Genomic DNA, 21,251 nt, shown 5'->3' on the forward strand with positions numbered 1-21,251 from the left:
TTCGCCCGGTGACGTCGGGCCGGTGGATCCCCGAACGCACACACCGTGTGATCGGGGCGAAACCGCACCGTCGAATCGGCTGTCGGGAGCACCGACGAGTATCGGAACCGCTAACTGAGAGACACGCAGCCATACGAACAAGCGAATGCAACTTCCCGAACAACAGGTCGCGGTCGTCGAGGCCGCGAGCGCAGACGAGGCCCAATCCGTCGACGCCCTCGCTGCGGCGACCGACCTCCCCCCCGAGACCGTCACCGGCGCGGTTTTCGCGCTCGAGGAGGAGGGGTTGGTCGCCGTCGACGAACGCGTCGACGAAACGATCGCGCTCACCGACGAAGGGCGCGAATACGCGGACGCACAGCTCCCGGAGATCCAACTCTACGAGGCCGCACTCGAGGCCGGTGCCGACGCCGACGCCGTCGGAATGGGCCAGGCGATCGGAACGAGCGGCCTCGAGGGGCCACAGGTCGACATCGCCCTCTCGAACTACGCCCGGAAGGGCTACGGCGTCGTCGACAGCGGCGAGATCACCGCCGATCCGGACGCCGACCCGACCGCCGACGCCGAGGCGAACGCACTCGACGCCCTCGCCGGCGAGGACGGCGTTCCCGCCGATAGCGTCGACGCGGACGAGGAGACCCTCGAGCACCTCGAGCGACGGGGCTTACTCGAGGTGAGCGAATCGACCGTTCGCGAGGTGACGCTCACCGAGGTGGGCGTCACGGAACTGATGGCCGGTATCGAGACGGCCGAGACGGTCGGCCAGGTCACGCCCGAACTCCTCACGAGCGGCGACTGGGAGTCGGTCGAGTTCGCCGAGTACAACGTCGAGGCCGACGCGGAGTCGGTCGAGGGCGGGCGCGTCCACATCCTCCGACAGATGTCCGAGCGGGTCAAAGACGTGCTCGTCGGCATGGGCTTTCAGGAGATGGACGGCCCCCACGCCGACGCGGACTTCTGGATCAACGACTGTCTGTTCATGCCACAGGACCATCCCGCGCGCACGCACTGGGACCGGTTCGCCCTCGAGCAGCCGACGCACATCGACGAGTTGCCGGAGGACCTCGTCGAACGCGTTGAGCGCGCCCACAGAGAGGGCGTCGGCGAGGACAGCGAAGGCTACCACTCGCCGTGGGACGAGGACTTCGCGCGGGCGCTCGCCCTGCGCGGACACACCACCTCGCTCTCGACGCGGTACCTTTCGGGGACCGAAATTGGCGAGATCGAACCGCCCGCACGATTCTTCAGCGTCGAGAAGGCCTACCGAAACGACACGCTGGACGCGACGCACTTGCTCGAGTTCTACCAGATCGAAGGCTGGGTCATGGCGGAGGACCTCTCCGTGCGCGACCTGATGGGCACCTTCGAGGAGTTCTACGCCCAGTTCGGGATCGAGGATATCCAGTTCAAACCCCACTATAACCCCTACACGGAGCCCAGCTTCGAACTGTTCGGTACCCACCCCACGACGGGCGAACTGATCGAGATCGGCAACTCGGGTATCTTCCGCGAGGAGATGTTAGAGCCCCTCGGCGTCGACTGCGACGTCATGGCCTGGGGGCTCGCCTTAGAGCGCCTCGCGATGCTCACCACGGGCGCGGAGGACATCCGCGACCTCCACGGCACGCTCGCCGACCTCGAGTTCCTGCGAAACGCGGAGGTGACCTACTGATGCCAACCGTCGACATCGACCCAGACGAACTCCGAGAACTGACCGGCCACGAGGAAACGAGCGACGACGATCTCATCGACGACCTCTTCGGCCTCGGCCTCGAGTTCGAAGGCCGAACCGAAGACGGCGAGTTCGAACTCGAGTTCGCCCCGGATCGACTCGATCGCCTCTCCGTCGAAGGCGTCGCCCGCTCGATGCGCTATCACTACGGCGACGCTCGAGGGGTCCACGTCCCCTCGCCGAACTCGGCCGAGTGGACCATCGAGGTCGACGAGTCGGTTCCGGTCGAGCGACCGTACGTCACTGGCGCGGTGATCCGCGACGTGAACCTCGATGAGGACGCACTGGACTCGCTGATCCAGCTGCAAGAAAAGCTCCACGCGACGATGGGGCGAAAGCGCGCGAAGGGAGCCATCGGGATTCACGATCTGACGATGCTCAAAGGGAGTACGGCGACGGACGGCGGCGGGTCGGCGATCCAGTACGTCGGCGTCGACCCCGAGGAGGATACGTTCGTTCCGCTCGATTCGGACGTCGAGATGACGCCGGCACAGGTCCTCGAGGACCACCAGACGGGCCAGACCTACGCCGACCTCGTCAGCGGCTACGAGCGCTACCCCGCGATCTACGACGATCTCGGGCTGTTCTCGTTCCCGCCGGTGATCAACGGCCGGCGCACCGAGGTCTCGACGGACTCTCGAGACCTCTTCGTCGAGATGACGGGCACCGATCAGTGGACAATCGACAAGATGCTGAACATCGTCTGCTACGCGCTCTCTGCGCGCGGGGCGACGATCGAGGATGTTTCCGTCGAATACCCCGATCACGAGTTGGTGCGACCGGATCTCTCGACGAAGACGAAGACGGTCGCACACAGCCGTATCGAAACCATTCTCGGGATCGATTTCGATCCTGCGGAAGTGATCGACCTGGCCGAACGCTCGGGACTCGATGCCATGAAACGCGAGGATGGAGAGACGGGCAATGGCGAAGAGAGCATCACGCCGCTGGCAGATCGAGATGGACTCGAGGAACGAGACGCCGCGAACAGCTCGGACACGCCCCAGGCACCCGACGACGCCGCGTCATCGGGCGACCTCGTCTACGAGGTCACCATCCCGCCCTACCGCGTCGACGTGCTCCACCCGCTCGACGTCATCGACGACCTCGGGCGCGCCTACGGCTTCAACGACCTCGAGCCCAAGTACCCCGACGTGGGCACCGTCGGCGGCCGCCACGAACGTTCGCGACTCGAGCGGGCCGTTCGCACGCAGCTAACCGGCCTCGGCTTCGAGGACATGCTCAACTTCCACATGATCAACGAAGAGGAGAACTACGAGCGCCTCGAGCTACCCCCGGATTCGGCGGCCTACGGCGCCGGCGAGCCGGCGACGATCAAAGAGCCCTACAGCGAGGACTACACGATGCTCCGGACGTGGGTGCTCCCCTCGCTCGTGATGGTTCTCGAGCGAAACACCCACCGCTCGTACCCACAGCACCTCTCCGAGATCGGCTTCCGCGCGGCACTCGACGACGGCGAGAACACCGGCGTCGGCGAGAGCCGACACGTCGGGGCCGTCCTCGCGAACCACGACGCAGGGTACGAAGACGCCAAGGCGCGGCTTCAGGCGGTCGTCGACGATTTCGACGGCGACCTCGAGACCCCGCCGACCGACCACCCATCCTTCATTTCGGGTCGAACGGCAGCAATCGTCGTCGACGGCGAAGAAGTCGGCGTAATCGGCGAGGTTCACCCCAAAGTGCTCGTCGAACACGACCTCGAGGTTCCCGTTGCGGCCTTCGAGTTCGATCTCGAGGCGTTGCGGTAAGATAATCGACGGTTTTTGGTCCAGATTTTTGCGCGAACGGCGACGCCGTGAGCGGAAAAAGGTGGGTTGCAGCCTTCGAGTTCGATCTCGAGGCGCTGCAGTAAGCGGTCTTCGTTCGCTCTCGAGTTCTGGAGCCGACCTGTGGTCGCGGTCCAGCGTATTGTACCGCGAGCGAGTGAAACGAGCGAGCGGGCCGACGACTGATGTGAGCGAGCAACGCGAGCGAACGGAAGGAGGAGTGCTTTTCATCGAAGTTTTGCCGAGCGACGACGCGCCGTGCGGCAGCGTAGCTGCCGTCGGCGCGAAAAAGCGCAGCGCAAAAGTTCGTTAGAATTCGTGTTCGACGTCCTCTTTGTCGGCCTTTTGGATAATGATCTTGCCGTCCCGAACTCGAACGAAGACTTCGTCTCCGATATCCATCCCCGCGACTGCGAGTTCGTCCTCGTGGAGATTGAGGTGGACGTTGTGATAGTTGCCATCTTCGTCTTTCGCACCGCTTGGACTCAGCTTCTTTTTCCGTACCATCGCGGGATTCTATTCCGAACTTCGCCGTAGGATATACTTAAGTGTTTTCGACGCCTCAAGGAATAACCGGGACGCTCACGAAACGCACTCGGGGCCGAGTCGGCGAAGACGACAGTCGGAGGGACTGAAGAGACTCTTAGAACACTGGCGCAGGCAATCTACATAAAAGTAGTGGCACGTTCACTCAGTTTTCAGGGATATCTTTATGTCGGACCATGTGCTGAGTTGGCATGGAGTCGAAAACCATGGTACGTGAAGACGGTAAACGAAACTTTGCACTGCGCGAGTCGGGCGGCGACGAGTCGAGCGTCTTTTCGGGTAATACACCCCGTCAGGCGGCGCTCAAGGCGGCCCGACGACTCGAGCCTGGCTCGAGTGAAAGTGACGCAGAACGTGTCGAACTCCGACTACGGGAGAAAGGAACGAGCAAGGTACACATCTACGAGGGGTGGGCGTGGGAGGAGACGGCACCCGACGACAAGCCCAACTGGATGCCCGACGAGATCACCGAAGCGAACGTCTCGAAGGAAGGCATCGAACACTTAGAAGAGTAACGTTGTCCTCGAACGTGCTTTCGCGTTCCACACACCTCGAGTGTGGGTTGTCGAATTATTGCAGCGATTAGCTGAGATATCGTCGTTTTTCGAGCTGCGAGAGGTAGTTGTCAGATCCTTAAACGGCTCTAGGTTGGATGAGTGGTATGCCCACGTCGTGTTATTATTGGGTGTGACTAATAAATACGTTTAACCGACTCTGTGCGTCCACTGTATAGCGTGATATGAGTCCAAACGTCCATGGAATCTCGAATTGGGAAGAGACTTGTGTTCCGAACCTCCAAGAATTGTGGCTGTGTACAACAGAACGGTTCGTCTCGAGTGCGACGCCACTCGAGCGTGACGGTCGTTTTAGCGGCGGGGGAACGCGATGATCGACCGAAAGTGGATCAACCTGTTGCTCGCGACCGCGATGTTCAATCTGGGGTTCGTCATCTGGTTCTCGTTCGCCCCCTTTACCGACGAAATCGCCGCGGAGTTCGGGCTATCGGTAGCCCAACTCGGATTGGTCTCGAGTGCGGCCGTGGTCGCCGTCCCCCTCGGCCGGATCGTTATCGGGCCGATCACCGATAAACTGGGTGCGCCGGTGACGGCTGGAGTCACGCTCGTCGTCGTCGGAATCTTCTCGATTCTCAGCGCGTTCGCGCCGACGTACGAGATATTCACCGTCTCGCGGATTATCGCCTCGTTGGCGGGGATCACCTTCGTCATCGGCATCCAACACGTCGCCCAATGGTTCGAAGAGGAGAACCTCGGTCTGGCTGAAGGAATCTTCGCCGGCGTCGGCAACGCCGGTGCCGGTCTCGGGGCGTACTTTACGCTGCCGCGAATTTTCGGCGAGGGGTACGCCGACCCCCTGTTCGCCTCGAACTGGCGAGCGGCGTTCTTCTACACCGGCGTTCTCGCTGTCGTTCTCGGAATCGTCTACTTCGTCGTCGGCGACGCCGCCAGGACCGAAGAACGACGGCAGGCTGCCAAAGCGGGCGTCACCAAATCTCAGTGGCTCTACATTGCGACGCGTCACGGTGCCGTCGTGCTTTCGGCCGCCTACATCATGACCTTCGGCCTCGAGGTCGCGATGAACGGCTGGCTCGGTACCTACTACCGCGAAGGGTTCGGCGAAGGCGACCTCGTGATCGCGGCGACGTTCGCGGCCACGTTCTCGATCACGGCCGGGTTACTCAGACCGCTTGGCGGGTGGATCAGCGACGTTCTGGCGCGCAACGAGCGAAACATCCTCCCGTGGTTCGAGGGCCGCTACCGCGAGCAGTGGACGTTCGCCACGATGGTGTTCGTCGTCGTGGCCTTATTCGGCATGACGGCTGCCGGGTTGTCCGGTAACATCTATCTGGCCGTGTTCGCCGGCTTCCTGGTCGGCGTCGGCTGTGCGTTCTCCGAAGGGGCGATCTTCGCGCAGGTGCCGGCGATGTTCCCCGACAACTCGGGAACCGTCGCCGGCGTCGTCGGCGGGATCGGCACGGTCGGCGGATCGGTGTACCCGCTCCTGTTCGCCGCACCCTTCCTGCCGAATCTCCACGTGGGCTACACCGTCGTCGCGCTCACGATGATCCCGATTCTGGTGCTAACCGCCTGGGTGTTCCAGCCACACATCGCCGAACACGCGACCGAAGACGGCTGGATCGTCGACGAACAGCCAGCGCCGACGACCGCCACCACCTCTCCGAGCGACGACTGAGGTGACACTGACAGACGATTGTGGCGAGATCGGCGGGCGACCGCGGCGACGCAGTCCGTCTCGAATCACGCGCCCGGAACTGCGTACTCGAGTGCGTTCACGAATACGTGACGTTCGTCTTTGACGTCAATTAACGACTTTACCGGGCGTCTCGAGTACCTCCGTATGCCGATTCGACCGCCAACGAAACAGACGCTGCGCGAACTCGGCGAATCGTTGTTTCTCGACCTCACCGACGACGAACTCGAGCAGTTCGTCTCGCTGGCCGAATCCCGCGTGAGCGCGTACGAAACGGTTCGGTCGTACGACCCCGAGTCTCGATTCGGCGGGTCAGACCGACGCGAGCGAAGCGCTGGAGTCCGTGTGCCAGACGAAGAAAATCCCCACAACGCCTGGGTGAATCGCTGCTTCGTCGCCGGTGACGACGGCGGCGAACTGGACGGCCTCGAGGTGGCGATCAAGGACAACGTCTGCGTCGGCGGCGTCGAGTTGACCTGTGGCTCGCAGGTCGTCGAGGGGTACATACCGGACGTCGACGCGACGATTGTCACGCGGCTACTCGAGGCCGGTGCGGACGTCACCGGCAAGGCGAACATGGACGACTTCGCGATGACGAGGACGGGTCACAGCACGTTCGGATCAGTTACGAATCCACACGACGACACCCACCTCGCGGGGGGCTCGAGCGGCGGTAGTGCGGTCCTCGTCGCGACGGGCGACGCGGATGCGGCGATCGGCACCGATCAAGGTGGGAGCGTTCGGATTCCGGCCGCCCTCTGTGGGATCGTCGGCCACAAACCGACCTACGGACTGGTTCCCTACACCGGCTGCATCGGCCTCGCACACGCGATCGACCACCCCGGACCGATGGCCCCGGACGTCGAGACGACCGCTCGGCTGCTCTCCGTCATCTCCGGGAGCAACGAGCGAGATCTGCGTTCGCACGCGCCAGTTCCCGTCGAACCGTATCACGAGCGACTCGAGGGCGACGCGGCCGACCTCTCGATCGGCGTGCTCGAGGAGGGGTTCGATCGGGCCGAAGCCGACGAGGGCGTCCTCGAGCGCGTTCGAACGGGACTCGACGCGCTCGCGGACGAAGGGGCGACACTCGCGGACGTTTCCGAGCCGATGCACCGCGATGCGGGCGACATTCACACCGTCTGTACGGCGGAGGGGTTACTCGACGCGATGATCGGCGAGGGGCTGGGCCACGGCTGGAAGGCCTGGTACAACACCTCCTGGATCGAGTTCTTCGGCTCCGCGCGTCGCGTGCAGGCCGACGACTTCCCGGCGCCGCTGAAGCTGTCCCTACTGATGGGCGCGTACGCGAACGAGGCCTATCACTCGCGGTACTACGCCGACGGAATGAACCTCGTCGTCGAACTCACCGAACGCTACGACGCGTTGCTCGCGGAACACGACCTGCTGGCGATGCCGACGACGCTCGACACCGCGCCGGAAACCGCCCCCGAAATGGACGAATTCGACCGAATGCGAGAAGAGATCGTCGTCGCCAACACGACGCCGTTCAACCGAACCGGCCACCCCGCGATCAGCGTTCCCGTCGGCGAGGTCGACGGCCTCCCCGTCGGACTCATGCTCGTCGGCTCTCGATTCGACGACGCGACGGTCCTCGACGCGGCGGCGACGCTCGAGGAGGCGACACCGTCGACGCCGTCGGTACCGACCTAGCGTTTGAGCGTTTCAGAAGGGGCGACTCGAGCGCGTCAGCGACGGTTCGAAAAATTTTAGCACCCGTTACGCCGATTGCGACGCCGACGAGTTTCCGCCGCCGATCAGTTTGAGCAGGCCCTGTGCGGCCAGCCCGATGATCATCCACTTCCAAGCGAGAACGGCGACGCCGAGCAAGGCGAGTGCGCGGATGCGCTTTCCGTTGTTGAACGCGGTTCGTGCCGCTGAAAGCACCGAGACCACCGTGAGCGACCGCGTCGCCGTCGAGCCGAGCAGGCGTTTGAGTACCATGCCTCGCGTTGGGAACCCGTTCGAATAACGGCCGACCCGGAAGGCGCAAGCCGAACGCCGCCGCCGCGGGCGGGAGCTTTTTCTCGCTCCGGTTTGATACGCTGCTCACGAAGCATGGATCTCGAGTCGATCCCGGGTGTGGGCGAAAAGACCGCCCGGGCGCTGGAAACGCTCGACGACCCCGAGCGCGCACTGCAACGCGGCGACGTCGCGACCGTCGCGAGCGCACCGGGAATTTCACAGGGTCGCGCCGCCCGAATCGTCCGCGGCGCGATCAGGCGACAACACGACGACCCGGGCGGCTTTTTGGCGACCGACCGCGCTCGCGACGTGTATCGCGAACTGTTGGCCCTGCTCAAAGCGCGGACGGTCACCGACTACGCCGCTCAGCGACTCGAGACGATCTATCCCAGTCCGAGCCCATCGCGAATCGAGGACGTGCAGGCGTTCGCCCGGCGAGCGATCGATCGCGAGTGTGACTCGGCCGCGGTTCGAACGGCCCTCGAGGACGTCGAATCGCTCCGGACGCCGGGCGACGTTCGAGTCCGTGAGCGCTGTCTCGCGACGACCGACGCCGAGCGCTACTCGAGCGCGCGAGAAGCGATTCCGGAGCTGTCGGTCGAAATCGTCGAGGACGCACAGGGGCTGGCCGAACTCGCCCGCGGCTACTCGACGGTGATCGCGCTGGACGAATCGTTCGCCGGGGTAACCATCGACGGCGACGTGCAGGTCAGACCCGACGCCCTCGAGAACCCGGCGGACGTCGTCCCCGAGCGTTCGCTCGCGTTCTACGCGCGCAACCGAACCCGACTGCAGGCGGCGATCGAGGTACACCGGGAGGCGGGCCTCGAGCCAGCGTGCGACCTCGACGCGCTCGAAGACGGGCTCTCCCGACTCGAGGCGGACGGGACCGTCGCCGGCGACGACGAACTCGATCGGTTGACGGTCGCCGTCGACGATCTGGACGCCGCAGCGAGCGCGGCCGAAAGCGTCGCCAACGATCGCCTCCGAGAAGCGATTCAAGCACAGGACGTGACGATCGAGGGCTCGGACCTGCTCTCGCTCGTCGAACGCGGTGCCGGCGTCGACTCGCTGCTCTCGAGAGAGCTTGCAGACGAGTACGCCGCCGCCGTCGAATCGGCGCGAGAGCACCTGATCGACGCCCTCGAATTGGATCCGGGGGAAGCCGAAATCGCTCGACGAGCGTTCGGCGACGAACCGACGTTCCCGGTCGAACGCGACGAGGACGTAATCTCGCGGCTTCGCAAAGACCTGACGGCGACCAAAGAGCGACGCGCAGGCCGGCTCAAACGAGAATTGGCGGCTGATCTCGCAGACCAGCGCGAGGACGCGCGCCGACTGGTGCGAGACGCCCTCGAGCTCGACGTCGAACTGGCCATCGCCCGTTTCGCGAACGAGTTCGAGTGTACGATGCCGACGGTCCGCGAGCCGTCGACCACTGACGACGAGCCGTCGGTCGGATTCGCCATCGACGGCGGTCGCTCGCCGCTGCTCGAGGAGCCACTCAAAGAGATCGATCCCGTCGACTACGAGGTCTCGGGCGTCGCGTTACTCTCGGGAGTCAACAGCGGCGGGAAGACTTCGACGCTGGATCTGGTCGCGAGCGTCGTCGTCCTCACCCACATGGGGCTGCCGGTTCCAGCCGAAGACGTGGAGGTGCGGAGGTTCGACGACCTACACTACCACGCGAAGACGCAGGGCACGCTCGACGCGGGCGCGTTCGAGTCGACCGTCCGAGAGTTCGCGGACCTCGCACAGGGCGGCGAGGGCTCGCTCGTCCTCGTCGACGAACTCGAGAGCATCACCGAACCCGGGGCGTCGGCGAAGATCATCGCGGGCATCCTCGAGGCGCTCTCCGAAAACGGCGCAACGGGAGTGTTCGTCTCGCACTTAGCCGGCGAGATTCGCGAAATGGCCGACTACGACGTGACCGTCGACGGCATCGAAGCCGTCGGTCTCGTGGATGGGGAACTCGAGGTAAATCGCTCGCCGGTCAAAGACCACCTGGCTCGTTCGACTCCCGAACTGATCGTCGAAAAACTGGCTGAGGAAGCCGCCGAGGAGCCAGTCGCGGCCAACGGCGGGAGCCCGGCCGAGTCGCCAGTCTTCTACGATCGGTTGCTCGAGAAGTTCAACTGAGGTCGCCTACGGCCGCTTTGCTTCGGCGAGACGGTGAGCACCTGCAAGTGTAATTCCCATATCGGTTCCCAGCCAATGGTACGTCGTGACCTACCAGTTCGAGTGTTCGACGGGGCCCTGCCAGTTCCTGATTCGCTCGAGCAGCGCCGAGGAGGTCGAACGGCTGGTGCGAGCGCACGTTCGGATGACCCACAACGGGCGAATCGATCCGGCCGACCTCGAGCGCGAAGTCGAACGAGTCGAGGCGGCGTGAGGTGAAACGCCACGTTACACGGCCAGAACGGTGAAACTGCGGCGAAGAACTAAGTAGCTACGAGAGCGTGGTGAAAGTGATGGTGGACGACCCCGACGGGGAGATGTTGTCGTGGGACGAATCCGTGTTCAAGAACGAACACGTCTTCGAAATCGACTATCTTCCCGAGACGTTCAAACACCGCGAGAGCCAGACACAGGGCCTAACGTATGCGCTCCGGCCAGCGGTGCGCGGGTCGCGACCGCTCAACGTGATGGTCCGTGGACCGCCCGGAACCGGGAAGACGACCTCGATTCAGAAACTCTTCGACGAGGTCGGTGCCCAGACCAGCGACGTGCGAACGATTCGCGTCAATTGTCAGGTCAACGCGACGCGCTACTCGGTGTTCTCGAGGCTGTTCGAAGGGACGTTCGACTACGAACCGCCGTCGTCGGGCATCTCCTTCAAGAAGCTCTTCGGGCAGATTGCCGAGAAGCTCGTCGAGGAAGACCGCGTGCTCGTCGTCGCCTTAGACGACGTCAACTACCTCTTTTACGAAAACGAGGCCTCGGATACGCTGTACTCGCTCCTGCGAGCCCACGAGGAGTATCCCGGTGCGAAGATCGGTGTCATCGTCGTCTCCTCCGATCCCGCACTCGACGTGATCGACGAACTCGACTCGAGAGTCCAGAGCGTCTTCCGGCCTGAGGACGTCTACTTCCCCGTCTACGGCCAATCCGAAATCGTCGATATCCTCTCCGAACGCGTCGAACGCGGCTTCCACGACGGCGTGATCGCCCGCGAGACCCTCGAGTACGTCGCCGACCTCACCGCCGAAAGCGGCGACCTTCGCGTCGGCATCGACCTGTTGCGACGGGCCGGCCTCAACGCCGAAATGCGTGCCAGTCGCACCGTCGAGCGCGAAGACGTGGAGTCGGCCTACGAGAAATCCAAGTACATCAATCTCTCGCGAAGCCTCTCGGGGCTCGCCGACACCGAACGAGCCTTGCTCGAGGTCATCGCCAACAACGACGGCGAGCAAGCCGGGAGCGTCTACGAGACGTTTCACGAGCGAACCGATCTCGGCTACACGCGTTACTCCGAAATCGTCAACAAACTCGATCAACTCGGCCTGATCGACGCCGACTACGCCGACGTCGACGGCCGCGGTCGCTCGCGGTCGCTTTCGCTATCCTACGAGAAAGACGCCGTCTTAGACCGTCTCGAGTGATCGGTCGCGGATCCGTTCCGACAGGTCTTGCGGACTGAAACCGCTGTTCGCTGACCGAAACCTCCGTTCGCGGATCGAAACGTCGGTCACGCGACTCGAGACATCGATTTCACGCTCGTCGATAGCTATGCCGGCACGTCACTTACCCGCTAACAGGCACGAGTGAGTGCATGACGGTCCTGATATACGGCTCGTACGGATTCGTCGGATCGCTGATCGCGGAAGAAGCGATCGAGCGCGGACTAGACCCGATACTGGCCGGTCGTGATCGCGAAAAGCTTCGCGAGCAGGTCGACGACCTCGAGCAACCGGGCCGACGCTTCGCGCTCGAGGATCCCCGAATCGTCGCCGAGGCGCTCGCAGACGTCGACTGCGTGTTGAACTGCGCCGGCCCCTTCTCGAACACCGCAGACCCGCTCGTCCAGGGCTGTCTCGAGAGCGGAGCGGACTACGTCGACATCACGGGCGAGATTCCCGTCATCGAATCGATTCGGGGCCGAGATGCAGAGGCGGATGACGCCGGCGTCACGCTCCTCCCGTCGGCCGCGCTCTCGACGGTCCCGATGGACTGTCTCGCCGCCCACCTCGCCGACAGGTTGCCCGAGGCGACGACGCTCGCGCTGGGCGTCGACTCGTTCCGCGTGCCGTCGGTCGGGACGGTTCGAACGGTCATCGAAGGTGCCGACGACGGCGGAGCGATCCGTCGGGGCGGGGAACTCGAGGACGTCCCGACGGTCTGGCGCACCCGCGAAATCGACTTCGGTCGCGGAGCGCGACCGGCGATCACGATGCCGATGGGGGACGTCTCGGTCGCCCACTACACGACCGGGATTCCGAACGTCGAGATGTACGCGGTGATGCCCGAGCCCGCCAGGACGGCCCTCAAACTCCACCGCGTTCTCGCGCCGATACTTTCGGCTTCGCCCGTTCAGTTGACGCTGAAGCTGCTCGCTGGAATTCGTGAGGGGCCGTCCAAGCGGGCACGCGAACGCGGGTCGGCCTACATCTGGGGCGAGGCTAGCACCGACGGCGACGAAACGATCGTCTCTCGCCTCCGGACGCCGGATCCCTACGTCGTGACCACCGATGCGGCCGTGACAGTGACGGAGCGGGTGCTCGCAGGCGATGCTGCGGACGGCTTCCAGACGCCCGCGGGAGCGTTCGGTCCCGAGTTCGTCCTCGATCTCGAGGGCGTCAAGGGCTTTTTCGACGAGTCGACGCCTGAGGCGTCGTCGCCGGTGAATCCGTTGCTTCGATAGCAAACGCCGACGGCGACCGGTCTGCTCAGCGCTGGGACTTCCGGAGGATCTGCGGACCGATCGCGAGCGTTCGCTTGGCGACGGTCGCCACTCGAGTGACGTACGTCGTCAACAACAAGAACGGGACGAGCGTGATCGAGAACGCGGCGCCGACGAGCCAGAGCAGGTTGTTGATACCGAGCGTCGACCCGGGAACCGTCGCCTCGTTGACGAACGTCAGCATCATCCCCGAGACGAGTAAGGCAGGGATACCGGCGTAGAGTATCAGCCGCATGAGGTCGATCAACTCCCACTGGAAGTACAGCGTCTTGACGTGCTCGCGGGCGGGTCCGAACATCGCCAGCGACGTTCGCAGGTCGTCGAACGCCGCGGTCTGCTCGTCCTCAAGCACGTCCTGGTAGTCGTCTTCCATGCGATCGATCTGGAACATCTTCCAGGAGTAGTTGTAGTCGAGCGCCGCGTTGACCACGTCGAACGTCCCGAATTGCTGTCCCTCGAGTTGTTCTCGGACGGCATCGCTGTTTCCGGTGATGCTCTCCGTGAAGTCGTTAACGTCCTCGATGAGTTCCTGATCGTCGAGTTTCTCCACCGACTCCTCGAGATCGTTGGCTCGTTTCTCGCTGGTGTCGACGATCTCGCGGAGCAGCGCCGACGGGTCCGCCGGCGCGGGTTTGCCGGTCACTTCCTTGATGTAGGTTCTGAAGTCGAGCGCCTCGCTCATTCGCTGGCGTTGATCGCCGAGGGGCCCGTTCTCCTGAGAGATGATTAACTGGCTGATCGTCACGACGAGGGTGATGCCGGTGATCAGCGCGCTGATCATCGTCGAGAACATCGCCTCGATGACCGCCCGCTCGGCGACCATGTCCGAGAGCACCGGATCGACGAACACGCCCGTCATGAACGCGAGGAAGAAGGCCACCGTGAGCAGGCCGGTGAGCACGAGCCGGTTCGCCCTGAGCAGGAACCAGAACTTGAATCGGCTCTCGCCGGCCCGCTCGCGCATCGTGTTCGCCGTTCCCGGGCCGTCCTCGTCGTTACCCATCGTCGCCCTCGCCAGCCGGCCGCTTGAAGACGAGGAACTTCGTCCCGCCGCCGCTGTAGTCGATGGTGTCGACCAGTTCCCAGCCGTCGGCAGCCATCTCGTTTAATTCCTGCTTCGGATCCGCAGCCTCCTCCATCGTCGGATCCCGCGGCGGACGAACCGTCTCGTATTCCCACCGTGTCGCGGTGCTGTCGTCCATCTATCAGATGATTGGACGACCGTCACCGAAAACCGTCACCTTGCAATCGCGTCTCGACGGGCGTACTCGAGACCGTCGCGGTCGAGTTCGACGTCCTCGATTGGTTGCTCATGGGAATCGTTCGCCCTCAAGTTGACCTCGATGCGTGAGTCAACGTGCTCGAGTGCTGTGGGACCGACCGTTCAGTTGGTTGCGATTCGAGTGATTCAATCGGTCCGTTTGTCAGCCAGCCTCCTCTCAGTTGTGTCGTCGGGTGGCATCGGTCGGTTCCGACGCCGTTCGAGTGCGTTCATCACGGGGCCCGCAGTCACTCCGTGGAGAACGATCGAGGTGAGCACCACCACGCCGACGAGAGCCCACAGCCGTTCCGCCGCGATGAGCAACTCGAGTTCTTCGAACGAGACGTGTGCGAGCGCGAAAGAGAGGTAATAGAAGGAACCGATTCCGCGAATGCCGAAAAAGGAGATTACCGTTCGATCGCTCCACGGCGCGTCGGATCCGACGAATCCGAGCAATCCAGCAAGAGGCCGGACGAGCACTATCACTGCCAAGCCAACGAGGACGTCAGTGCCGGTCAACGGGGCGAGGAGTCCGTCTGCGATCGCAGCGCCAAAGAGCACGAGAACCGCCGCCATCAGGAGTCGCTCGACGAGCGCGGCGAAATCGTGCAACTCACGGTGATACTCGTGTTCCCACTCGTATCGTCGTAACTCGAGCGCCGCGACGAATACCGCGATAAATCCGTATCCACCGAGCAGTTCCGTGACGCCGTAGGCGAGTAACGTCGCCACGATGGCCTCAGCACCCGCCATTATTTCGGCTCGGTGCGACGGCGCCGGCGCGTAGAAAACGAGTCGGGCCATCAGGTTCCCGATCGCGTACCCCAAGAGGAGCCCCACGGCAACCCGGTACAGTCCGTCGACGAGCGCCCACTCCGCGAGCCACACGTGCGTCGTCGTATTGTCCGCCGCGGCGACGGCGATCGCGAGGTACGTGAATGGAAACGCTAACCCGTCGTTGAGGCCGGCCTCCGACGTCAGCGAAAAGCGGACTGACCCCCACCGGTGGGCCGGTGCAGCTTCCTTCTCGAGTTCGGTCAGCGGTGCGCCGGCGTCCACGTCGGAGGCGAGAACGGGATCTGTGGGGGCGAGGACGGCCCCCAAGAGGATCGCCGTCGCCGGGTGGAGTCCGAGCACCATCCAGCTCAAGAGCGCGATCGCGCCGATCGTCAGCGGCATCGTAATACCGATCAGTCGCCACGTCGCCGACCAACTCGTCACGTCGAACGGTCGATCGATTTTCAATCCAGCACCCATCAGGGCGATGATCACCACCAGTTCGGTGAGGTGTTCGGTCACCGTCGAGTTGGCGACCGGATCGATCGTCGGCGCAGTCGGGACGACGGTGAAGAGCACGCCACCGAGGGCGACGTAGAACATCGGCAGGGAGAGTGGCTTGCCGGCGAGCAGACGCGGCAGGACGATCGCCCCCAGCAGTCCCACGGCGATGATAATAAGCGCCGCTTCGTACGCACTCATCGTCGTTCAGTGACGGACGGGCGTAGAAAAGGCGTTTGTCGGGTTCGCTGGACACTTCACGAAGACGGCACGAGGACACGAACCGACCGGCGAACGGAACGACCGCTCCGAAGACCGGCAGTGGAACGACCGCTCCGAAGACCAGCAGTGGAACGACCGCTCCGAAGACCGGCAATCGCCGGCCAAACGCCCACGGACGCCATCGCACAAGGGTCACGGTATGGAACGTCACGACTTCTACGGCTCCGTCCAACACGAGGCGAGCCTCGCGAGTCAAACTGACGCGGAAGTTGCGACGCAAGCCGTCCTCTCCGCGCTCGGCGAACGACTGGACGAGACTCGCTCACAGCGCCTCGACGGCATGCTCCCCAGAGAGATCGGTGACCACCTCACCGACGGGGCCTCTGACCGTCGCTTCGACTACGCGGAGTTCTGCTCGAGAATCGACGAGCGAAGCGAACACGCCGATATCGACGACCCGGAACCGGTCGCACGGGCCGTGGTCGGCACGCTCCTCGAGCACGTCGACGACGACGAGAGCGAAGCCCTGCGCGAGCGACTCGCGGAACTCGAGTTCGAGGACGCGATACCGGAGTCCGGACCGGGTGCGAAGCGTTCAAACTGAACGAAGGACGGTGGAGGTCGACCGTCTCGGCACGTCGGCCAGCAATTGCCGACCGAACAGTGAGGGAGCGCGTGACCCAACGCCGGCTATGGAACAGGCAGCCATCGTCGAGACGGTCAGCGACCGCACCGAGGCGGACGAAGACGGCGCGATGGACGCGACGAGCGCCGTCCTCCAGACGCTCGGCGAGCGTCTGAGCGAGGATCAGAGCCGGGATCTGGCGGCCGAACTGCCCGCCGACCTCAGCGAGCACCTCACGACGGGCGAGAGCGGCCAGCGATTCTCCGAGGAGGAGTTCGTCTCGAGAGTCGATCAGCGCATGGAAACCCACGACGTCACCGGCGAGCGCGCCGCGACTGCCGTCATGGCGTCGCTGCTCGAGGAGGTCGACGGGCGAGAACGCGACGCCGTCGTCGACCAGTTCGAACACTACGGCTTCGAGACGCTGCTCGGCGAGACTGACGCCGATATCGACGTGAGCGAGCGCTCGCCTCGAGAGCGGTAGCATTCTTTGAGACGGGGCGTACTCGAAGCGAGCCACCGGGTGACGGAAGAGCGTGAGTGAAATACGCCGGAGCGACGCTGGAATTTGGAACGTCCGGCGAAACCGGGAGTAACCGGTATCGCCAACCACAGCGACTTTTGGTCACACATCACTTGGTTTCGGTATCGTGACGACCATACTCGAGACGAACGCCCTCACACGGGTTGTCGGGGGCGAGCCTATCGTTGACGAAGTGTCGATTCGAATCGACGAAGGAGCAGTCCTCGCCATCGTCGGCCCGTCGGGTGCGGGCAAATCGTCGTTTCTCAGGCTGTTGAATCGACTCGACGAACCGACGGCCGGAACGGTGACGCTCTCCGGTCGTGACTACCGGGAAATCGATCCGCAGACGTTGCGCAAACGTATCGGGCTGATTCCGCAAGATTCAGCGCTCCAGTCCGGAACCGTCCGGGAAAATATCGCTATCAGCGATCGCATACGGGGTGAGCCGGTCGACGACCGGCGGGTGAGCGAGCTACTCGAGCAGATGCGACTCACCGGCTACGAGGATCGACCGATTACCGACCTCTCCGGCGGGGAACGTCAGCGAGTGAGCATCGCTCGCACGCTCTACGTCGAACCCGACGTGTTGTTGCTCGACGAGCCGACGGCCCACCTCGACGCGGCGACGGAGGCGACCATCGAACAGCTCCTCGCCGATCGGATTGCCGACGACGACCTGACGTGCGTGCTCGTCACCCACGATACGGCCCAAGCCAAACGCCTCGGCGATCGCGTCGTCGAATTCGCGGACGGGACCGTCGTCGCCGAGGGAGAACCCGACGAGGTGCTTTCGTGAGCGACGCTGCGCTCGAGACGTTTCTCGAGTACGCGGCCGATCCGGTGATCGTTACGGGGTTCGGACAGATTGCCATCGCTGCGGTGCTGACAGCGATCGTCCTCGCCGTCATCTATCTCCGCCAGTTAGGGTTCGGCCGGGAAGTCGTCACGACCGCGGTTCGGGGGTTGGTACAGGTCGTGGCGGCCGGGGCGATCATCGGGATCCTGTTGACGATGCACCTCGCGTGGGCTGGCGTCGTTCTCGTGTGTATGATCGTCGTCGCAGCGTGGATCTCTTACAAGCGCGCCACTGCGCTGCCGGGCGTGTTTCGGACGTCCGTCGTCGCAATCGGATTCGGAGGTGGGCTCACGATCGTGGCGATGACGGCCGCGGGGGCCATCGAGATGACGATGGAGGACGTCATCGTCATCGGCAGTATGGTTATCGCGAACTCGATGCAGACGAATTCGCTCGCGCTAGATCGCTTCACCGGAGAGATTGCGGCCAACCGAGACGAGATCGAAGCGCTGCTGAGCGTCGGTGCCTCGCCGGATCAGGCGATCACCGAGTACGTCTCGACGAGCGTCTACGCGGCGTTGATTCCGACGTTAGATGCAATCAAGAGCCTCGGGGTCGTCAAAATACCGGGGTTGATGGCGGGGATGATCATCGCCGGCGCGAATCCGATCTACGCCGCACAGTACCAGTTCGTGATCATGCTGATGATCTTCGCCGCCGGCGGCTTAACCGTCGTCGCAAACACGCTACTCCTCAGTCGGCGCGTCTTCACCGATTCGAAACAGTTGGATCAGGATATCGTCGACGCGATCGAGACGTGACGGTATCAGTGTTGCTCGAGCGTCTCGCGATAGTCTTCGGTCGTCTCGATGGCCGACTCGAGTTTTGCCTTCGTATTGCCGTCGGCCTCCTCGCGAGCCAATCGGAGCGTGTTGAGCCGTTCGTCGAGGAGGGCGTGATCCGGCGCGCTGTCGCTCATCACGTAGTCGGAGAACGCCTCGGACGTCTCGCGGATGTCCTCACGAATGTCGTCGTCGTCCGCCGACTTCGCCGCCTCCTCCAAGTCGTCACGGGCCTGCTGCAGTTGCTCGGTCATATATGGACACTCCTCGAGTCGCCTCATAACGATTTGGCGGGCAGTCGCCACGTTCGGATGGCCGGGTCGGAGTCTGTTTCGTCCCGAGTCTTCCCGTCGGTAGATTCGATGACGCAAGCGCTCGAACGCGACCGCTTTGGTGCGACCACTCGAGATGCGAGCGCGTAAAGTACCTCGACGCCCTGAACCTGATAATGAGTGACTCCGACTCTCGAGGCCCGCTTCAGCCGGACCGACCCGACGTCGATCGTCCGTTCGAGGTCGACGCTCCCTTCGACCCGGCGGGAGACCAACCCGAAGCCATCGAGCAGTTGGCCGATGGATTCCGGTCGGGCGTGGACAAGCAGACCCTCCTCGGCGTGACGGGATCGGGCAAGACCAACACCGTCTCCTGGACCATGGAGGAAGTCCAGAAGCCGACGCTGGTCATCGCCCACAACAAGACGCTCGCCGCCCAGTTGTACGAGGAGTTTCGTGAGCTCTTCCCCACCAATGCCGTCGAGTACTTCGTCTCCTACTACGACTACTACCAGCCCGAGGCCTACGTCGAACAGAGCGACACCTACATCGACAAGGACGCCTCGGTCAACGACGAAATCGACCGCCTACGCCACTCCGCGACGCGCTCGCTTCTGACCCGCGAGGACGTCATCGTCGTCGCCTCGGTGTCGGCCATCTACGGGCTGGGTGACCCGCGAAACTACATCGACATGTCGCTGCGACTCGAGGTCGGCGAGGAGATCGGTCGCGACGAACTGCTCGCCCAGTTAGTCGATCTAAACTACGAGCGAAACGACGTGGACTTCACGCAGGGCACGTTCCGCGTCCGGGGCGACACGATCGAGATCTACCCGATGTACGGCCGCTACGCCGTCCGCGTGGAGCTGTGGGGCGACGAAATCGATCGCATGGTCAAGGTCGACCCGCTCGAGGGGACGACCCAGGGCGACCAACAGGCCGTCCTCGTCCACCCCGCGGAGCACTACTCGATTCCGCAGACGAAACTCGAGCGGGCCATGGACGAGATTCGGGACGACCTAGATTCGCGCATTTCGTACTTCGAGCGACAGGGCGACCTCGTCGCGGCCCAGCGCATCGAGGAACGAACCTCCTTCGACCTCGAGATGATGCAGGAGACGGGCTACTGTTCGGGCATCGAAAACTACTCCGTCTACCTCTCGGATCGAGAATCCGGCGAGGCCCCCTACACCCTGCTGGATTACTTCCCCGAGGACTTCCTGACCGTCGTCGACGAATCCCACGTCACCCTCCCGCAGGTTCGCGGGCAGTACGCCGGCGACAAGTCCCGGAAGGACTCGCTGGTCGAAAACGGCTTCCGACTCCCCACGGCCTACGACAACCGGCCGCTGACGTTCGAGGAGTTTCAGGAGAAGACCGACCAGACGCTCTACGTCTCGGCGACGCCCGGCGACTACGAGCGCGAGCACAGCGACCAGATCGTCGAGCAGATCGTCCGCCCCACGCACCTCGTCGACCCCGCGATCGAGGTCTCGCCGGCCAGCGGGCAGGTCGACGACCTCATGGATCGCATCGACGACCGAATCGAGCGCGACGAGCGAACCCTCGTCACCACGCTCACGAAGCGGATGGCCGAGGATCTGACCGAGTACCTCGAGGAAGCCGGTGTGAACGTCGCGTACATGCACGACGAGACCGACACGCTCGAGCGCCACGAGATCATCCGCTCGCTTCGACTCGGTGAGATCGACGTGCTCGTCGGAATCAATCTTCTGCGAGAGGGACTCGACATCCCCGAAGTTTCGCTGGTCGCAATTTTGGACGCCGACCAGGAGGGCTTCCTCCGCAGCGAGACGACGCTCGTCCAGACGATGGGGCGAGCGGCCCGAAACGTCAACGGCGAGGTCGTCCTCTACGCCGACGAGCCCTCGAACGCGATGGAGTCTGCCATCGAGGAGACCACACGTCGCCGTGAAATTCAGCGCGAGTACAACGAGGAACACGGCCTCGAGCCGACGACCATCGAGAAAGACGTCGGCGAGACCAACCTGCCCGGCAGCAAGACCGACACCTCGAGCGTCTCCGGGAAGGACATCGCCGACGAGGACGAAGCCGAACGCTACATCGCCGAACTCGAGGATCGGATGGACGAAGCCGCGAGCAACCTCGAGTTCGAACTCGCAGCCGACATCCGCGATCGAATCCGAGAAGTGCGCGAGGAGTTCGAACTCGCGGGCGACGACGAAGGTATCGCGCCGCCGACGGAGGAGTTCTAATCGCGACCCACG

General features: G+C 63.6%; 20 protein-coding genes. 14 read left to right on the plus strand and 6 right to left on the minus strand.

What is annotated here, in order from left to right; genetic code table 11:
• Positions 1-145: 145 nt before the first annotated feature.
• Positions 146-1,672, plus strand: coding sequence for a phenylalanine--tRNA ligase subunit alpha (gene pheS / locus BB347_RS13200; RefSeq protein WP_076583013.1), 1,527 nt, complete (start codon positions 146-148; stop codon positions 1,670-1,672).
• On the plus strand, positions 1,672-3,501 hold the full coding sequence (locus tag BB347_RS13205) for a tRNA ligase subunit PheS family protein (RefSeq protein WP_076583015.1): 1,830 nt from the start codon (positions 1,672-1,674) through the stop codon (positions 3,499-3,501). Before pheS ends, BB347_RS13205 begins: the two co-directional genes overlap by 1 nt.
• A gap of 327 nt (positions 3,502-3,828) precedes the next feature.
• On the opposite strand, the gene BB347_RS13210 is transcribed toward BB347_RS13205, so the two are convergent.
• A complete protein-coding gene (locus BB347_RS13210; protein WP_076583016.1) occupies positions 3,829-4,026 on the minus strand; it encodes a hypothetical protein in 198 nt (65 codons plus the stop codon).
• A gap of 245 nt (positions 4,027-4,271) precedes the next feature.
• Here BB347_RS13210 and BB347_RS13215 point away from each other — a divergent pair, with 245 nt between their 5' ends.
• From BB347_RS13215 to BB347_RS13225, 3 genes are all read left to right on the plus strand, one after another.
• Positions 4,272-4,580 carry a non-histone chromosomal MC1 family protein gene (locus BB347_RS13215; protein ID WP_076583332.1) on the plus strand — a complete coding sequence of 103 codons (309 nt, stop codon included), beginning with the start codon at positions 4,272-4,274 and terminating at the stop codon, positions 4,578-4,580.
• Between the two features lie 370 nt (positions 4,581-4,950).
• On the plus strand, positions 4,951-6,276 hold the full coding sequence (locus BB347_RS13220) for an MFS transporter (protein WP_076583018.1): 1,326 nt from the start codon (positions 4,951-4,953) through the stop codon (positions 6,274-6,276).
• Between the two features lie 165 nt (positions 6,277-6,441).
• On the plus strand, positions 6,442-7,968 hold the full coding sequence (locus BB347_RS13225; protein ID WP_076583020.1) for an amidase family protein: 1,527 nt from the start codon (positions 6,442-6,444) through the stop codon (positions 7,966-7,968).
• A gap of 66 nt (positions 7,969-8,034) precedes the next feature.
• Here BB347_RS13225 and BB347_RS13230 read toward each other — a convergent pair whose 3' ends face one another.
• The gene (locus BB347_RS13230; protein ID WP_076583022.1) at positions 8,035-8,259 is read right to left on the minus strand and encodes a hypothetical protein; all 225 of its coding nucleotides are present in this window, start codon (positions 8,257-8,259) and stop codon (positions 8,035-8,037) included.
• A 114-nt stretch (positions 8,260-8,373) separates the two neighbouring features.
• Between BB347_RS13230 and BB347_RS13235 the strand changes: the two genes are divergently transcribed.
• The 4 genes from BB347_RS13235 (at position 8,374) to BB347_RS13250 (ending at position 13,141) form a co-directional block, all read left to right on the plus strand.
• Entirely contained in the window at positions 8,374-10,419 is a 2,046-nt protein-coding gene (locus tag BB347_RS13235; protein WP_076583024.1) for a MutS-related protein, read from the plus strand.
• Positions 10,420-10,504: 85 nt separating this feature from the next.
• A complete protein-coding gene (locus BB347_RS13240) occupies positions 10,505-10,672 on the plus strand; it encodes a DUF1059 domain-containing protein (protein ID WP_076583026.1) in 168 nt (55 codons plus the stop codon).
• A gap of 79 nt (positions 10,673-10,751) precedes the next feature.
• A complete protein-coding gene (locus BB347_RS13245; protein ID WP_076583028.1) occupies positions 10,752-11,882 on the plus strand; it encodes an ORC1-type DNA replication protein in 1,131 nt (376 codons plus the stop codon).
• Between the two features lie 170 nt (positions 11,883-12,052).
• Positions 12,053-13,141, plus strand: coding sequence for a saccharopine dehydrogenase family protein (locus tag BB347_RS13250; protein ID WP_076583030.1), 1,089 nt, complete (start codon positions 12,053-12,055; stop codon positions 13,139-13,141).
• A gap of 25 nt (positions 13,142-13,166) precedes the next feature.
• On the opposite strand, the gene BB347_RS13255 is transcribed toward BB347_RS13250, so the two are convergent.
• The 3 genes from BB347_RS13255 to BB347_RS13265 all read right to left on the minus strand — a co-directional run bounded on the left by BB347_RS13255 (position 13,167) and on the right by BB347_RS13265 (position 15,920).
• Complete coding sequence (locus BB347_RS13255; protein ID WP_076583031.1) at positions 13,167-14,183, minus strand: hypothetical protein; 1,017 nt, start codon at positions 14,181-14,183, stop codon at positions 13,167-13,169.
• The gene (locus tag BB347_RS13260) at positions 14,176-14,382 is read right to left on the minus strand and encodes a DUF4177 domain-containing protein (protein ID WP_076583032.1); all 207 of its coding nucleotides are present in this window, start codon (positions 14,380-14,382) and stop codon (positions 14,176-14,178) included. The genes BB347_RS13255 and BB347_RS13260 overlap by 8 nt, the downstream gene beginning before the upstream one ends.
• A 206-nt stretch (positions 14,383-14,588) precedes the next feature.
• A complete protein-coding gene (locus BB347_RS13265; protein WP_076583033.1) occupies positions 14,589-15,920 on the minus strand; it encodes a cation:proton antiporter in 1,332 nt (443 codons plus the stop codon).
• A gap of 220 nt (positions 15,921-16,140) precedes the next feature.
• Between BB347_RS13265 and BB347_RS13270 the strand changes: the two genes are divergently transcribed.
• From BB347_RS13270 to BB347_RS13285, 4 genes are all read left to right on the plus strand, one after another.
• Entirely contained in the window at positions 16,141-16,545 is a 405-nt protein-coding gene (locus BB347_RS13270) for a DUF2267 domain-containing protein (RefSeq protein ID WP_076583034.1), read from the plus strand.
• Positions 16,546-16,633: 88 nt separating this feature from the next.
• Positions 16,634-17,050 carry a DUF2267 domain-containing protein gene (locus tag BB347_RS13275; RefSeq protein ID WP_076583036.1) on the plus strand — a complete coding sequence of 139 codons (417 nt, stop codon included), beginning with the start codon at positions 16,634-16,636 and terminating at the stop codon, positions 17,048-17,050.
• Between the two features lie 166 nt (positions 17,051-17,216).
• Positions 17,217-17,888 carry an ABC transporter ATP-binding protein gene (locus tag BB347_RS13280; protein ID WP_076583037.1) on the plus strand — a complete coding sequence of 224 codons (672 nt, stop codon included), beginning with the start codon at positions 17,217-17,219 and terminating at the stop codon, positions 17,886-17,888.
• Positions 17,885-18,709 (plus strand): ABC transporter permease, encoded by an 825-nt coding sequence (locus BB347_RS13285; RefSeq protein WP_076583038.1) that lies wholly within the window; start codon positions 17,885-17,887, stop codon positions 18,707-18,709. Before BB347_RS13280 ends, BB347_RS13285 begins: the two co-directional genes overlap by 4 nt.
• Positions 18,710-18,714: 5 nt before the next feature.
• Here the strand turns inward: BB347_RS13285 and BB347_RS13290 are convergent, their stop codons facing one another.
• A complete protein-coding gene (locus tag BB347_RS13290; RefSeq protein WP_076583039.1) occupies positions 18,715-18,984 on the minus strand; it encodes a DUF7553 family protein in 270 nt (89 codons plus the stop codon).
• Between the two features lie 194 nt (positions 18,985-19,178).
• Here BB347_RS13290 and uvrB point away from each other — a divergent pair, with 194 nt between their 5' ends.
• Entirely contained in the window at positions 19,179-21,239 is a 2,061-nt protein-coding gene (gene uvrB / locus BB347_RS13295; protein WP_076583040.1) for an excinuclease ABC subunit UvrB, read from the plus strand.
• The last annotated feature ends 12 nt before the right edge of the window (positions 21,240-21,251 follow it).

Source organism: Natronorubrum daqingense, from assembly GCF_001971705.1.
GTDB classification, from domain to species: Archaea; Halobacteriota; Halobacteria; order Halobacteriales; family Natrialbaceae; genus Natronorubrum; species Natronorubrum daqingense.

Coding starts and splice junctions, on each gene's coding strand:
- BB347_RS13225 (WP_076583020.1), top strand. CDS start 6,442: ATGCCGATTCGACCGCCAACGAAACAGACGCTGCGCGAACTCGGCGAA.
- uvrB (WP_076583040.1), top strand. CDS start 19,179: ATGAGTGACTCCGACTCTCGAGGCCCGCTTCAGCCGGACCGACCCGAC.
- BB347_RS13255 (WP_076583031.1), bottom strand. CDS start 14,183: ATGGGTAACGACGAGGACGGCCCGGGAACGGCGAACACGATGCGCGAG.
- BB347_RS13265 (WP_076583033.1), bottom strand. CDS start 15,920: ATGAGTGCGTACGAAGCGGCGCTTATTATCATCGCCGTGGGACTGCTG.
- BB347_RS13290 (WP_076583039.1), bottom strand. CDS start 18,984: ATGACCGAGCAACTGCAGCAGGCCCGTGACGACTTGGAGGAGGCGGCG.
- BB347_RS13220 (WP_076583018.1), top strand. CDS start 4,951: ATGATCGACCGAAAGTGGATCAACCTGTTGCTCGCGACCGCGATGTTC.
- BB347_RS13215 (WP_076583332.1), top strand. CDS start 4,272: ATGGTACGTGAAGACGGTAAACGAAACTTTGCACTGCGCGAGTCGGGC.
- BB347_RS13235 (WP_076583024.1), top strand. CDS start 8,374: ATGGATCTCGAGTCGATCCCGGGTGTGGGCGAAAAGACCGCCCGGGCG.
- pheS (WP_076583013.1), top strand. CDS start 146: ATGCAACTTCCCGAACAACAGGTCGCGGTCGTCGAGGCCGCGAGCGCA.
- BB347_RS13205 (WP_076583015.1), top strand. CDS start 1,672: ATGCCAACCGTCGACATCGACCCAGACGAACTCCGAGAACTGACCGGC.
- BB347_RS13270 (WP_076583034.1), top strand. CDS start 16,141: ATGGAACGTCACGACTTCTACGGCTCCGTCCAACACGAGGCGAGCCTC.
- BB347_RS13230 (WP_076583022.1), bottom strand. CDS start 8,259: ATGGTACTCAAACGCCTGCTCGGCTCGACGGCGACGCGGTCGCTCACG.
- BB347_RS13275 (WP_076583036.1), top strand. CDS start 16,634: ATGGAACAGGCAGCCATCGTCGAGACGGTCAGCGACCGCACCGAGGCG.
- BB347_RS13260 (WP_076583032.1), bottom strand. CDS start 14,382: ATGGACGACAGCACCGCGACACGGTGGGAATACGAGACGGTTCGTCCG.
- BB347_RS13210 (WP_076583016.1), bottom strand. CDS start 4,026: ATGGTACGGAAAAAGAAGCTGAGTCCAAGCGGTGCGAAAGACGAAGAT.
- BB347_RS13245 (WP_076583028.1), top strand. CDS start 10,752: ATGGTGGACGACCCCGACGGGGAGATGTTGTCGTGGGACGAATCCGTG.
- BB347_RS13250 (WP_076583030.1), top strand. CDS start 12,053: ATGACGGTCCTGATATACGGCTCGTACGGATTCGTCGGATCGCTGATC.